General features: G+C 58.1%; 14 protein-coding genes and 2 pseudogenes. 8 read left to right on the forward strand and 8 right to left on the reverse strand.

Going from position 1 to position 13,576, the window contains the following annotated elements; genetic code table 11:
* Positions 1 to 55 precede the first annotated feature (55 nt).
* The 7 genes from AB3X55_09380 (at position 56) to comE (ending at position 6,103) form a co-directional block, all read left to right on the forward strand.
* Positions 56 to 568 carry a TRAP transporter small permease gene (locus AB3X55_09380; GenBank protein ID MEX0503794.1) on the forward strand — a complete coding sequence of 171 codons (513 nt, stop codon included), beginning with the start codon at positions 56 to 58 and terminating at the stop codon, positions 566 to 568.
* Positions 569 to 579: 11 nt separating this feature from the next.
* Positions 580 to 1,908 carry a TRAP transporter large permease gene (locus tag AB3X55_09385; GenBank protein MEX0503795.1) on the forward strand — a complete coding sequence of 443 codons (1,329 nt, stop codon included), beginning with the start codon at positions 580 to 582 and terminating at the stop codon, positions 1,906 to 1,908.
* A gap of 12 nt (positions 1,909 to 1,920) precedes the next feature.
* Positions 1,921 to 3,228 carry a histidinol dehydrogenase gene (gene hisD / locus AB3X55_09390; GenBank protein MEX0503796.1) on the forward strand — a complete coding sequence of 436 codons (1,308 nt, stop codon included), beginning with the start codon at positions 1,921 to 1,923 and terminating at the stop codon, positions 3,226 to 3,228.
* Positions 3,221 to 3,982, forward strand: a complete 762-nt coding sequence (locus AB3X55_09395; GenBank protein ID MEX0503797.1) for an SDR family NAD(P)-dependent oxidoreductase — start codon at positions 3,221 to 3,223, stop codon at positions 3,980 to 3,982. The genes hisD and AB3X55_09395 overlap by 8 nt, the downstream gene beginning before the upstream one ends.
* On the forward strand, positions 3,979 to 4,962 hold the full coding sequence (locus AB3X55_09400) for a zinc-binding dehydrogenase (protein ID MEX0503798.1): 984 nt from the start codon (positions 3,979 to 3,981) through the stop codon (positions 4,960 to 4,962). The genes AB3X55_09395 and AB3X55_09400 overlap by 4 nt, the downstream gene beginning before the upstream one ends.
* 81 nt (positions 4,963 to 5,043) lie before the next feature.
* The gene (gene comD, locus AB3X55_09405) at positions 5,044 to 5,547 is read left to right on the forward strand and encodes a sulfopyruvate decarboxylase subunit alpha (GenBank protein ID MEX0503799.1); all 504 of its coding nucleotides are present in this window, start codon (positions 5,044 to 5,046) and stop codon (positions 5,545 to 5,547) included.
* 1 nt (position 5,548) lies between these two features.
* The gene (gene comE, locus AB3X55_09410) at positions 5,549 to 6,103 is read left to right on the forward strand and encodes a sulfopyruvate decarboxylase subunit beta (GenBank protein MEX0503800.1); all 555 of its coding nucleotides are present in this window, start codon (positions 5,549 to 5,551) and stop codon (positions 6,101 to 6,103) included.
* A 66-nt stretch (positions 6,104 to 6,169) separates the two neighbouring features.
* On the opposite strand, the pseudogene AB3X55_09415 reads toward comE, so the two are convergent.
* The 6 genes and pseudogenes from AB3X55_09415 to AB3X55_09440 all read right to left on the reverse strand — a co-directional run bounded on the left by AB3X55_09415 (position 6,170) and on the right by AB3X55_09440 (position 11,819).
* Positions 6,170 to 7,735, reverse strand: a pseudogene (locus AB3X55_09415) (TRAP transporter large permease subunit).
* A gap of 114 nt (positions 7,736 to 7,849) precedes the next feature.
* Positions 7,850 to 8,263 (reverse strand): annotated as a pseudogene (locus tag AB3X55_09420) (TRAP transporter small permease subunit).
* A 33-nt stretch (positions 8,264 to 8,296) separates the two neighbouring features.
* Positions 8,297 to 8,419, reverse strand: a complete 123-nt coding sequence (locus tag AB3X55_09425; GenBank protein ID MEX0503801.1) for a hypothetical protein — start codon at positions 8,417 to 8,419, stop codon at positions 8,297 to 8,299.
* 97 nt (positions 8,420 to 8,516) lie between these two features.
* Positions 8,517 to 9,623, reverse strand: a complete 1,107-nt coding sequence (locus tag AB3X55_09430; protein MEX0503802.1) for a TRAP transporter substrate-binding protein — start codon at positions 9,621 to 9,623, stop codon at positions 8,517 to 8,519.
* Positions 9,624 to 9,864: 241 nt separating this feature from the next.
* Positions 9,865 to 11,478 carry a GMC family oxidoreductase gene (locus tag AB3X55_09435; GenBank protein MEX0503803.1) on the reverse strand — a complete coding sequence of 538 codons (1,614 nt, stop codon included), beginning with the start codon at positions 11,476 to 11,478 and terminating at the stop codon, positions 9,865 to 9,867.
* A 137-nt stretch (positions 11,479 to 11,615) separates the two neighbouring features.
* The gene (locus AB3X55_09440; GenBank protein MEX0503804.1) at positions 11,616 to 11,819 is read right to left on the reverse strand and encodes a hypothetical protein; all 204 of its coding nucleotides are present in this window, start codon (positions 11,817 to 11,819) and stop codon (positions 11,616 to 11,618) included.
* 194 nt (positions 11,820 to 12,013) lie between these two features.
* Here AB3X55_09440 and AB3X55_09445 point away from each other — a divergent pair, with 194 nt between their 5' ends.
* Entirely contained in the window at positions 12,014 to 12,661 is a 648-nt protein-coding gene (locus AB3X55_09445; protein ID MEX0503805.1) for a TIGR02466 family protein, read from the forward strand.
* A gap of 22 nt (positions 12,662 to 12,683) precedes the next feature.
* Here AB3X55_09445 and AB3X55_09450 read toward each other — a convergent pair whose 3' ends face one another.
* Both AB3X55_09450 and AB3X55_09455 read right to left on the reverse strand, forming a co-directional pair.
* Complete coding sequence (locus tag AB3X55_09450) at positions 12,684 to 13,436, reverse strand: S1C family serine protease (GenBank protein MEX0503806.1); 753 nt, start codon at positions 13,434 to 13,436, stop codon at positions 12,684 to 12,686.
* Positions 13,423 to 13,545, reverse strand: coding sequence for a hypothetical protein (locus AB3X55_09455; protein ID MEX0503807.1), 123 nt, complete (start codon positions 13,543 to 13,545; stop codon positions 13,423 to 13,425). The genes AB3X55_09450 and AB3X55_09455 overlap by 14 nt, the downstream gene beginning before the upstream one ends.
* Between the last annotated feature and the right edge of the window lie 31 nt (positions 13,546 to 13,576).

Genomic DNA, 13,576 nt, shown 5'->3' on the forward strand with positions numbered 1-13,576 from the left:
TTTCGAGAGAGTCTGAGCCAGACAACAGACAAGGCACCTGCAAAGGGACATATCCATGAATATGCTGCGCCTTCTAGATCGCAATGCTGAACGCTGGTTGCTTCTGGTCTTCTACGTGATGCTTGTCGCCACAATGGCGGTTGAGGTACTGCGGCGCGAGGTCTTTGCCTACTCCTCGATATGGGGTGAGGAAATCGTCCGCTATTCCTTTATCTATCTTGCCTGGATCGGTGCTGCGGCCGCGGTCAGGGAGCGCGCGCATATCCGGATTGACGTGCTGCTGAATTATCTGGGGCCGCGCGCCAAGGCGCTGATATACATCCTTGGCGACCTGATGATGATGGGGGTGGCCGTCATCGCCCTTTACTGGTCATTCGAGACCGTGTTGGTTTCAGCCAAATTCGGATCGGTCAGCCACGGCCTGAGAGTGTCCATGGTGTGGTTCCTGATGGCGGTGCCGATTGGTTTCGCGCTCATGATCTGGCGGCTTGTGCAGTCGCTTCGCAATGATATCAACAGTCTTCGTAACGGCACGCCGGTTTATGAAGGCGACAAACTTTTTGACTGAGCAATCTGGCGATGTTGTGGAACACACTTAATCAGACGGTAGAGCTTGGCTGGGACTTTTATCTTCCGGTCATCCTGTTTGTTGGCCTGATCGCCCTGGCGATCCCGGTCTGGGCCGCCATTGGCGTGGCGGCAATCACCATGTTGCTGATGTCCGGCGACCTGCCTCTCAGCCTTGTTGGCGAGAGCCTGTTCGACGGCATTGATGCGTTTGCCCTGACCGCCGTGCCGCTTTTCATACTGACCGGCGATGTTCTCGTCCGCGCGGGCCTGTCACGCAAGTTTCTCGACGTTGCAGAGGCGCTGACCTGCTGGGCCAAAGGCGGCTTTGGATCGGCGACTGTTCTGGTCTGCGGCATGTTCTCCGCCATTTCAGGGTCTGACGCGGCGGGGGCCGCCGCGGTCGGGCGGATGACGATCGAAAGGCTTGTCGAGTCGGGTTATTCGCGCCCATATGCCTGCGCACTTGTGGCGGCCGGTGCCTGTACGGGGATCCTGATTCCCCCCTCGATCGCCTATATCGTTATCGGACTTGTGCTTGGCATATCGGCATCCACACTGTTTCTGGCCGCTGTCATTCCCGGGCTTGCGATCCTGACGGCCATCCTGGTGACAAATATCATCATGAACCGCATACACGCCTATGAACAGGGCGGCCTGATCACCTTTTCCGAATGGTTCGCCAGACTGTCGGCTTCGGTGAAATCGGGATGGTACGCATTCATTGTTCCGGGAATCATTTTCTACGGCATTTTTTCCGGACGGCTGACACCCACCGAGGCGGGCGCGACAGCGGTGATCGTCACCATCATCATCGGCTTCATCCTGGGAACACTGAAGCTTTCGGATTTTCCGGCAATGCTGGTCAGTTCGGCCAAGGTGAACGGTGTCATCCTGCCTATCATCGCCTTTTCGCTGCCTTTGGCACAGGCACTTGCAATCATGGGCGTGCCACAGGGATTTGTCGGCGCCGCGACCTCGCTCACAGATGATCCCTATATGCTCATCCTGTTGATGATCGGCATTCTGATAGCAGCCGGTTGCGTCATGGAAACGACGCCGAACATCGTCATTCTCGCACCGATTCTCAAGCCACTTGCCGACAATATAGGCATGAACGAAATCCAGTTCTGCGTGATGATGATCACCGCGCTCGGCGTTGGTTTCATCACCCCCCCATTGGGGCTGAACCTGTTTGTGGTGTCGGGCATTACCGGTCAGTCCATCCTCGGCATAGCCGCACGCGCCGTGCCCTTTGTTCTTTGCATGCTTGTCGTTGTGTTGCTGATTGCGTTCGTACCGGCAATTTCGACAAGTCTTCTGCCTGAAATTTACCAATAGGGTTTCCAGACGATGACACGTATATATCTGAAAGAGTCACATCGCACATCGACGACCGACGCATCGGATGTCACGGCGACTGTTCAGAAAATTCTCAGCGATATCGAGGCTGGTGGCGATGCCACAGCGCTGGAATATGCCGCAAAATTCGACAAATATGATGGCAATATCCTGCTGACAGAGGACGAGATCGAGGCCGCGTGCAAGCTGGTGCCGGAAAAACTGAAGGACGACATCCGTTTTGCGCACGACAATGTCCGCCGTTTTGCCGAGCAGCAGAAAAAGACCATCGCCGATATCGAATATGAAATCGTGCCCGGTCTGGTTGCTGGCCAACGCGCCATACCGGTGAACGCCGCCGGCTGTTATATTCCCGGCGGCCGTTACAGCCATATCGCCAGCGCGGTGATGACAGTCACCACGGCCAAGGTAGCGGGCTGCAAGTCCATCATCGCATGCTCGCCACCACGACCGGGCGTCGGCATCGCCCCTGCCATCATCTTTGCAGCCCGCATCTGTGGTGCCGACAAAATCATGGCCATGGGCGGGGTTCAGGGTGTTGCATCGATGACCTTTGGCCTGTTTGGCTTGCCAGAGGCAAATATCATCGTTGGGCCCGGCAACCAGTTTGTTGCCGAGGCAAAACGGATTCTCTTTGGCCGCGTTGGTATCGACATGATCGCTGGACCGACCGACAGCCTGATCCTTGCCGATTCAACGGCCGACCCCATGATTGTGGCCACGGATCTGGTGTCGCAGGCCGAACATGGCTACAACTCTCCGGTATGGCTGGTAACAGATGACCGGCCACTGGCGGAAACAGTCATGGAACTGGTACCGACACTGATCGCCGACCTTCCCGAAACAAACCGTGAGAATGCAACCGCGGCATGGCGCGACTATGCGGAAGTGATCCTGTGTGCAGACCGCGAGGAAATGGCAGCCACTTCCGATGAATACGCACCTGAGCATTTGACGGTGCAGGCCCAGGACCTGGACTGGTGGCTGGACCGCCTGACATGCTATGGTTCGCTGTTCCTCGGAGAGGAGACAACCGTTTCCTATGGTGACAAGGCATCGGGCACCAACCACGTGCTGCCAACATCCGGCGCGGCCCGTTACACCGGGGGATTGTCGGTTCACAAATACATGAAGATTGTGACCTGGCAGAAATCCACGCGGGAAGGCGCAAAGCAGATCGCCGAAGCGACAGCCCGTATTTCGCGCCTTGAAGGAATGGAAGGTCACGCCCGCGCAGCCGATGTCAGGCTTGCAAAATATTTTCCGAATGAAGTTTTTGATCTGACCGCGAATGACTGACCCTATCAGCCTCTTTGATCTTTCCGGCAAGGTTGCATGTGTTACCGGTGCCAGCTCCGGCATCGGAATGCGCGCCGCCGATACATTGCTGGCGGCCGGCGCGCGGGTGGTCGGCGTGGCGCGTCGTGAGTCACGTCTGGCACAATGGCAGGCACAACATGGACATGATGCGGCCTTTGTCGTCGCGGATGTTGCCGACCGGGACCATCTGGACAGGTTGAAGACCGACATCAGCACACCGTTCGGTGCGCCGGATATCATTGTCCACGCGGCGGGGGTCAATTTGCGTCAACCAGCCGATGACGTGACAGCCGAGGGGTGGGATGCCACCATTGCGCTCAATCTATCGACACCTTTCTTTCTCAGTCAGGCGCTGGTGCCGCACATGCAGGCCAGAGGGTGGGGTCGAATTGTGAATTTTGCCTCTCTACAGACGTTTCGTGCCTTTCCCGGCGGCGTTGCCTATGGCGCCAGCAAAGGTGCCATCGCGCAGCTCACCCGCGCCATGGCCGAAGCCTGGTCGCAGCATGGCATCACCGCCAACGCCATCGGTCCCGGCTTCTTTCCCACTGAACTCACCGCCCCTGTATTCGCCGACAGCGAGCGCGCCGCACGCAATGCCGCGCAGACATGTATGAACAGGAATGGAGAGCTGAAAGATCTGGACGGGCCACTCTTGTTTCTGTGTTCCGATGCCTCGAGCTATGTGACGGGGCAGGTTCTGATGGTCGATGGGGGGTTCACGGCAAAATGAAGGCTCTTGTTTATGAAGGCCCGGAAAGTCTGGGATTCCGCGACGCTCCAGACCCGGTTCCACAGGATAACGAGGTGCTTGTCCGGGTCAGTGCCTGCGGCATCTGTGGATCCGACATGCATGCCTATCTTGGACATGACGAGCGCCGTCCGGCGCCCCTCATTCTGGGACATGAAGCAGCGGGCACCCTGTCCGGCGGCAGCCGTGACGGCGAGCGGGTGACCGTCAATCCGCTTGTCACATGCGGCAGCTGTGCCGATTGTATGGCCGGTCGCGACAATCTTTGTGCCAGCCGGCAGATCATTTCCATGCCGCCACGCCAGGGCGCATTTGCCGAATGGCTGACGATGCCCGAGACAAATATAGTCACGGTTCCCGATCATGTGCCTTTCGAAAAGGCGGCCCTGGCCGAACCACTGGCCTGCTGCTGGCACGCATCACGCCTTGCAACCACGCTTGTGGCGGCGCATGGAGCATCGGCGCTGGTTATTGGCGGTGGCACCATCGGTCTTGGCAGCGCTCTCAGCCTCGCCAATTTCGGTGTAGAGAACATTGTGATCCTCGAACCGACGGCAGATCGCCGGGCGATCATTGAACAGGCGGGACAACACCGGGCCCTTGACCCTGACAGGCTGGATCCAGACAGTCAGTTCGATATTGTCATTGATGCCGTTGGCTATGCCGCGAGCCGTGCTATGGCGTGCAAACATGCGCGCCCGGGCGGGATCATCGTCCATATCGGTCTCGGGGAAGCAAGTGGGGGGATCGACTCACGGCGGCTGACGTTGCAGGAAATCACCTTCATGGGCATCTATACCTATACATCGGAAGATTTCCGCAACACCGCGGCGGCCATCTTCAATGGTGATTTCGGCACATTGGACTGGGTGGAAATGCGTGACCTCAAGGATGGTGCCGCAGCTTTTTCCGATCTCAGAACCCACAGGGTGGCGTCGCCAAAAATTATCCTGACCCCATAGGCCCGGACGCCGGGTCACGGTAAGATCAAACGCACAGGAACCCGGGTTTCAATTCACGGGACATGTTACAGAGAGAGGCACATGCAAGAGGATATCAACAAGAGGATCGTCGATGACTTTGTCGCGAATGACGTATCCTTCATCACGACAGTACCGTGCAAACAATTGGCCGGGGTCATTGCCGAGATTGATGCGCGCAAGGAAATCCACCATATCCCATCAAACAAGGAAGATGAGGGCATGGGGCTTTGCGCCGGTGCGTTCATGGGGGGCAAGCGTCCTGCAATCATCATGCAGAACACGGCCATCGGCGTGACAATCAATACCTTGGCGACGCTCACGCAATATTACCGGATGCCGCTGCCGATGCTGATTTCCTATCGTGGTGAACTTGGCGAGCCTGTCGCGTGCCAGGTCGAGATGGCCGTTCACACAAAGGCCCTTCTGGCGCAGATGCACATCCCGACCTATCACTTCCATCAACGCAATGACGTTGAGGAGCTGGACAAGATTCTGAAATACACATTCATGTGCAACAAACCGGTCGCCATTCTGACAGACGCGTCCTTCTGGGGAGGATATTGAGATGATTCGTTCCGAGATATTGAAGGAAATCGCACCTATCCTTCGCGATCATCTGGTGGTGTGCAACATCGGCATTCCAAGCCAGGAACTGCATGCCATCGACGACCAGCCAAGCAATTTCTACATGCTGGGCACAATGGGGCTTGCGTCTTCGATTGGGTTGGGGCTTGCGCTGGCGCAGCCAAAGCCGGTCATCTCGATTGATGGTGACGGGTCGGTACTGACCAATCTGGGAACATTGCCGACCATCGCGAACAACCCGGCTGACAACTTCATCCTGCTGATCATCGACAATGGCTCTTATGGTTCGACCGGCGATCAGCCAACCTATGCTGGCCGCAAGACATCACTCGCCAAGGTCGCCGAGGCCTGTGGTTGCGAGACCGTGATCGAATGTGCCGCCGAGGACACAGGACGAGTGCTTCAGGACGCGCTGGATTCCGGCAAGATGACGATCATTGTCTGCAAATGTGAAAGCGGCAATGCCAAGATGCCGGTGATCACAATGGACCCGGTCGTCATTCGCGATCGCTTCATGACAAGCGTCAAGGCCTAGCGACCATCAGCTGACAGGTGGCCGGGCGCCCGTCCGGCCGCGCTTGCGCCGGTCATCATGGCCGGCTCAATCTCCATAGATCAGATTTGGCAGCCACAGGGCGATTTGCGGGAACAGGAAGATCAGGACAAGACCGATCACCTGAATCACCATGAACTGCATCATGCCAAGATAGATATCCTTCAGATCCCAGTCCGGCACGACGCCCTTCAGGAAATAGGCCGACAGCGCCACCGGCGGGCTGAGCCAGGCAGTCTGCAGATTCACCGCGACAAGAATGCCGAACCAGACAAGATTGACGTCAAGCTTGATCAGTACCGGTATCAGGAGCGGCACGATAATCAGTACGATCGGCACCCATTCCAACGGCCATCCCAGAAGGAAGATCATCGCCATCACCATGATCAGAATCAGGGTTGGTGACAGCTGCCATGCCAGCAGAAATTCGGTGATCATGGTCGGCGTGCCAAGCCGCGAGAACACCGCACCGAAGAAATTGGACGCCGCGACAAGGAACAGGATCAGTACGGAGATTTAAAGCGTCTTGATCAGCGCGTCATAGAACATTCGTGTTGTCAGCTTGCGGTAGGCGATGGTCAGCAACAGCGCCCCGAACGCGCCGCATCCGGCGCCCTCGGTCGGTGTGGCCCAGCCAAACAGAATTGATCCAAGGGCAAAGGCCACCAGCGCCGAGGGCGGCACCAACCCCATGAAGAATTCATGCCACAGATCGGAAAAGAAGAATCCCCCTGGCCGCGCTGTCCGAACCCAGCGTGACGCACCATACATGATGCCGGCCCAGACAAGCGGGACGATCAGCGAGGACAGGGGGAAGAGACCGGCCAGCGATCCTGACAATCCCATCACCATCAGGGTGAAGAGCATGATGATCGAACCAATGACCAGCACGGCCTCAAGCCAGTAATAGGGTGATGTTGGCGGCTGTTCCGCGTCAGTGAGTGTCGGTCCGAGGTCCGGGTTGAGCCAGCATCGGATCAGGGCGTAGGCGGCATAGAGACCGGCAAGCATAATGCCGGGGATGATCGCCGCCGCAAACAGATCGGTCACCGGGACTTCCAGAACAGGCCCCATCACAACCAGCATGATGGAGGGCGGGATCAGGATGCCGAGCGTACCGCCAGCGGTGATGGTGCCGGCGGCAAGCCGCACATCATACCCCGATCGATTCATCGTCTTCGCCGCCATGATGCCAAGGATCGTCACCGAGGCACCGACAATGCCGGTGGCGGCGGCAAAGATTGTGGAGACAAACAGAACCGCCAGATAGAGCGCCCCACGGGTGCGTGAAAGCATCAGCTGGACCGAGGTTAACAGCCGCTCCATCAGACCCGCCTGTTCCATCAGAATGCCCATGAAGACAAATAGCGGCACCGCGGCAAGCGTCTGTTCCAGCATCACATTGTTGAATTGCAGACTTTGCAGATGAAAGACGAGCTTGGTGCCGAAACCCCAGGCACCGAATACGAAACCAAGGAAGATCAGGGTGAAGGAAATTGGAAAACCGACAAAAATCGCCAGCAACATCACCGTGATCATGAAAACCCCGATCATCTGCGGTGAGACGCCGCCAGCACCCTTCAGACTGATGGCGAACAGCGACCATTCGGGCATCGCCTTCGGGAAGAAGACATTCAGGAAAATGATTGCCAGCACCAGCGCGTAGACTGGCAGCAGGCGGATGATCCATCGCCGTATCGACGGCGACAGATTGTGGATTGCCCGCGCCAGTTCGGCCACGCCCTGCAGAATGAGCAGTGCAATGCCGACCGGCATGGCCGTGCGCATCGGCGCCAGCGGTGCCATCAGCGCCGAATCCATGGTCAGCTCCCAGCGACTCCATGTCTTCACACTGTATTCAAACGTGATCCAGAAGAAGAACAGCATCGCCGGGAAATAGAACAGCAGATACAGAAGACCATCGACAAGCGCCTGGGTCTGCGGCGGCCAGTTGCGGTACAGAAAGTCAGCCCGGATGTGGATGCCGCGCATCAGCGCATAACCTGCACCAAGCATGAACATGGCACCTGACAGCATGCGACTGGTGTCGTAGGCCCAGTCGGTCGGTGCCACGAACAGCTTGCGCGCCACCACCTCATAGACCATGGCGATGATGACCGGCACAAGAAGCAGACAGGTCATCCGCCCGGCCCAGTTGTTCAGAATATCAATTCGCTAGATGATCCGGCGCATCGCCGGATGCATATCCGCGGGCGTTGCGCCGACCGTGCCGGCGCGTCGTTCCGCAATCAGTTCGTCAGCCGTTTCAAGCTGATCAATATCTGGTTCCTGTGCCATGGCTTCCCTCCCCGGACCGGCATGAGTCGGCATCACCTTTCAACATGATGTGAAAAAGCGGTGGGCCATCCCGTGGACAGCCCACCGCGACACATGGTTACTTCACACTGTCGGCAAAGGCCTTGCCGAGACCCGCATTGGATGCCTGCGCACCGGCCCAGAAGGGAACGGCGATGGCTGCGAAATCCTTTTGCGACTGCCACACCTCGGCAAAGAAGGCGTTATTTTCGGCATTTTCCTCAAGCAGGTTGCTGGCAGCCTCCATATAGGCCGGAAAGTAATCTGCCGGCGTATCATGAAGAATCACCCCGTGATTGTCGGTCAGGTCCTTGAGGGCCTTGCCGTTCTCGATGATGCGGTATGAGATGGCACGCATCAGCGAGGCATTGGCGGCAACCTCGATGGCCTTCTTCTGCGTCGGTGTCAGCGCGTCATAGACATCACCGTTCAGATACAGATCGGCGTTCACGACAACCTGATGCAGGCCCTGGAGATAATAATGTTTCAGGACCTTCTGGAACCCGAAGATGGAGTCAGGCTTCGGACAACACCATTCGGCGGCGTCGATGGTGCCCTTTTCCAGCGCCGGCAGGATGTCACCGCCGCCCATGGCGACCGACGCAACGCCGATATCCTTGTAGGACTGCCCCGGAATGCCGGGAGGCGTACGGAACCGGTATTTGCGGAAATCATCCATCGAATTGATCGGCTCCTTGAACCAGCCAAGTGCCTCGGGGCCAACAGGCTGCAGCATGAAGCCCTTTACATTCACACCCATCTCGTCCCACAGCCGGTCATACAGCTCCTTGCCGCCGCCATATTGGAACCAGGACATGAAGGCGATGTTGTCGATGCCGACACCGGCACCGGCGACAGGCGAGCCGAACAGCATGGCCGCCGGATGCTTGCCCGACCAGTAATGGGTCCAGGCAAAACCGCCATCAACAAGGCCGGAATCCACCGCATCGATGATGTCACTGACACCGACAACAGCGCCTGCCGGCAGAAGCTCAAACTTCACCTCACCCTTGGTAAGGGCCTCGACATCACTTGCGAAGCTGTTGACCATGACGGCTTCATCCGCGCTCAGCGGCACCGCCAACTGGATTTTCAAGGTTGTTGCCGCCATGGCACTGGTCATCATGATTGCGCCCGCAGCAATGCCGGCGACACTCGCGCCGACAATCGTCAAGAGTTTAGACATAGTGTCCTCCCTGCTCTCTATCGCCTTCGCGGTACAAAATTGATCCAACGTCGCCAAAGGCTCCGCGACGCCCTTACCTCAATCACATTCCTTTCTTTGGTCCCACGCAGGTCACGTTGACCTGCCGTTTCGCAAAAACCCGTTTGTCATGGCCATCATCATGCCGATCACCAGCGCGTTGTCCCCCGACAGGATGATGTCGGCAAAATGAACTGCAGGATGTCGGTGATCGTCTCGAAACTCACATCGCATCCTCCAGCACCATCCCCGATGCCTTTTCACCGATCATGATGGACGGCGCGTTGGTATTGCCGGATGTAATCACCGGCATGATCGAGGCATCGGCGACACGAAGCCCGTCGATACCGTGAACACGAAGCCGTGCATCGACAACAGCCATCGGATCCTGCCCCATCTTGCAGGTTCCGGTCGGGTGATAGATTGTCGTTGCCGTATTGCGTGCCCATTCCAGAATCGCCTCATCATCATCCACCGCCACTGTCGGACCAGGTGAATATTCACCCGTGATCATCGAGGCAACCGGCTCGGCCCGGCAGACCGCGCGGGCAATCTTGATGCCGGCAACAAGCGTGTCACGATCGGTCCGTGTCGCCAGATAATTCGGGTGAATGGCGACATGGTCGTCTGGCGAGGCGGACTTCAAGGCCAGATGGCCGGTACTTTCCGGACGAAGCTGAAGCACCGAAGCGGTAAAGGCCGAAAATTTATGCGTGCCTTCACCCGGCCTGTCGGCGCTGAACGGCTGGATATGAAACTGGATATCGGGTGTTTCCAGTTCAGGGCGGGTTTTCAGGAACGCCGTGCCAAGGCTTGCCGCCATTGCCATCGGCCCGGTGCGCCGCATCGCATATTCCAGCGCAATGCCAAGATATTGCAGCGGGTGACGGGTCTCGCTGTTGATCGTGCTGGCCGTGGTCTGATAGACGGGCCGCGCCTGAAGATGATCCTGAAGATTCTTGCCGACCCCCGGCAGGTCCCTGACCAGCGTAATACCATGCTGCCGCAATTCGGACCCGGCGCCAATTCCCGACAGCATCAGAAGATGAGGTGACCCAAGAGAGCCGGCAGACAGGATCACTTCATGCCGCGCCCGAACGTCAACAAGGTCGGTGCCGCGCCGCACCTGAATGCCGACAGCACGCCGCCCCTCCAGGATCAGCCTCTCGGTCTGCGCCCCGGTGAAGATATGCAGATTGCCACGGTTGCGAGCCGGCTTCAAAAAGGCGGCCGCGCTGCTGCATCGGCGGCCATTGCGCATTGTCATCTGGAAATAGCCGACGCCTTCCTGATCCTCGGTGTTGTAGTCAGAGGTATATGGATAGCCAAGCGACGTCGCCGCCTCGACCCAGGCATCGATCACCGGACGTTTCAGGCGGTTTGCCACAACATTCAGCGGACCGCCCTTGCCCCTGACATCGGATGCGGGGTCCGGCTCCGGTCCATTGCCTTCCCAGTTCTCCATACGGCGGAACAGCGGCAATACATCGTCCCAGGCCCAGCCGATATTGCCAAGCTGGCGCCAATGATCGAAATCCTGCGGCTGTCCGCGCACGAAAAGAAGGCCATTGATGGAACTGCTGCCGCCAAGAACACGTCCACGCGGCCAGTTGATGGCGCGGCCATTCAGACCCGGATCAGGTTCCGTTCGATAACACCAGTCGGTTGCCGGGTTGCCCATCGTCTTGAAATAGCCGACAGGAATATGAATCCACGGGTTTGTATCACGCCCGCCAGCCTCGAACAGCGCCACCTGATACCGTCCATCCTGCGACAGGCGATTCGCCAGCACACAGCCAGCCGAACCGGCACCAACAATGATAAAATCAAATTCCATTCCAAACCCCAGATATCGACACCACCACCATCATATTCTTCAGGTTTTTTTCATTTTATTCAATACAATAGAGGGACGCACACATGGGTAAGCAACGCAAGCCCCTGTCAGTCACAATAAAGGGAGGTGGCAGGGTTTTACCCGGTCTCGGCAAGCGTATGTTGGCGGCGCGCCTCCTCAAGCGCCCTGACGGCAAGAACGGCCACCAGATAATAGGCTGAAAACTGGTCCAGCAGCGTGTCGGTCAAAGGTGTATCGGCATCTCCCGAATGGGGGGACGTCCCGCCACCGTCACGGCTGCCGGATGATGGAGAATCCGATTGGTCTTCCCTTTCGGTCATGCCATGTCTGCCATACTGCCACTCATTCCCCGATCCCTTGTTCCGCCCCGGGCACCTCCCTCCAGTGTCAACGCCAGCGCCGTTACACGTCAAGACACGCGTTGCATCCATTCACCTGCGGCAATGCCCCGCTGTTACCGGCCCGGCTTTACCGCTATTCTGCGGTCACGTCATCACGCTTTGGAGTGTTCATCATGGCCACGCCCCCACCCCCCGAGGGACAACCGCAATTCCTGAATCTCTGGCCAACTCAATTCATGCGAATCCGGCTTCCCGGTGCCGAAATGGCAAACCCCGCGCTGTCGGCGGCGATCATGGAGCGCAATGCCGAGATCGATGATATGACGGTTGATTACACGGCCGACAATCTGTTCACCATGGATCACCCGGCAATACAGTGGCTGCGACAATGCTGTGACCGGGCCGTCCTCGATTACGCGACCGCAGCCGGCATCGACTATCAGCTTGAATGGACACTTCAGGGCTGGGGCAATGTGAATTTCCGCGGGGATTACCACAATCTTCACAACCACCCGCATTCCTGGCTGTCGGGGACCTATTATGTGAATGTTCCCGACCAGAGCGACGCGGAAACCTATCGGTCAGACCTCAATCCGGCATCAATCAGCTTCTTCGATCCGCGGCCACAGGCCAACATGAATGCCATCCGGGGCGACGGGCAGGTCGATCCGGAACATCGGATCCTTCCAAGTGGCGGCGATCTGTTGCTGTGGCCGGCCTTCCTGCATCATCTGGTGCATCCGAACATGGCCGAGGTGCCGCGGATTTCGGTATCTTTCAACGTCGTGCTGAAATGGAAACCAGACTATATCCCGCGCTGATCGCCACCGGTCGGGTGCCCGATCACCGGGCCTGCGGGATGGACGGATTGGACTGACGGATCTCGTCCAGTGATTCCAGTATCATCGGCACGGACACCGCAAAATTCACCCCGGCGTCGATATCGGCTTCCTTGGTGAAAATGCCGTCAATCAGGCCGATGAGCCGTCCCTGCGGGTCGACAAGCGCGCCACCCGAAGCGCCGGGATTGACCGCGGCGTCAGTCTGCACAAAATCCTCTATGGCATTGAAGCCCACATCGCGGCGATGAACAGCCGAGACAACACCGCAGCTGAAGCTGAGGCCGAGGCCAAAGCTGTTGCCAATGGCACAGGCGTGAAGCCCCACTTCCGGCTCTTCCCGGCGCAGCACAATCGGCTGCCCGGCCAGGCTTGATCTCAGCACCGCAAGATCACGTGCCCCGTCAATGGCGACAATTTCGGCCTCGTGGCGGCCCCCGTCACTGTCAACGGTCTCGACCCTGACAGCCCGCGCCACCACATGCGCGGCGGTAAGAATGTAATGGTCGGGCGCTCCGGTGCCGAAATAAAAGCCGGTGCCGGCCGGTGCCGTGCCGGGCGGCGCGCCAAAGCCTGGACGCTCAAATCCGGGCCAGGTCGGCTCGACCACCACCACTGAAGGCGCGGCGGCGCTGTAAGTCACAGGCCCGTGATCCGCGCGCGGTGCAGATGCCAGCATGAACAGGCCAGCCAGCACGCAAAACCATGCGGCACCGCCACGCCAGCGCTGTGTCAGGTCAAGTCTAAAGCCGGACATCCGGTCCGGACAGAACCGATGCGGTATCCATGCCTGTCGTCTGCAGCATATAGAAGGCGACTACCGCAATCACGATTGCGATACCGGAACTGATAAGGAACATTTTCATCTCTGTCTCCTTGGCAGACGGCGACGAGGCC

The organism is Alphaproteobacteria bacterium LSUCC0719, assembly GCA_040839025.1.
Classification (GTDB): Bacteria; Pseudomonadota; Alphaproteobacteria; order Puniceispirillales; family Puniceispirillaceae; genus UBA8309.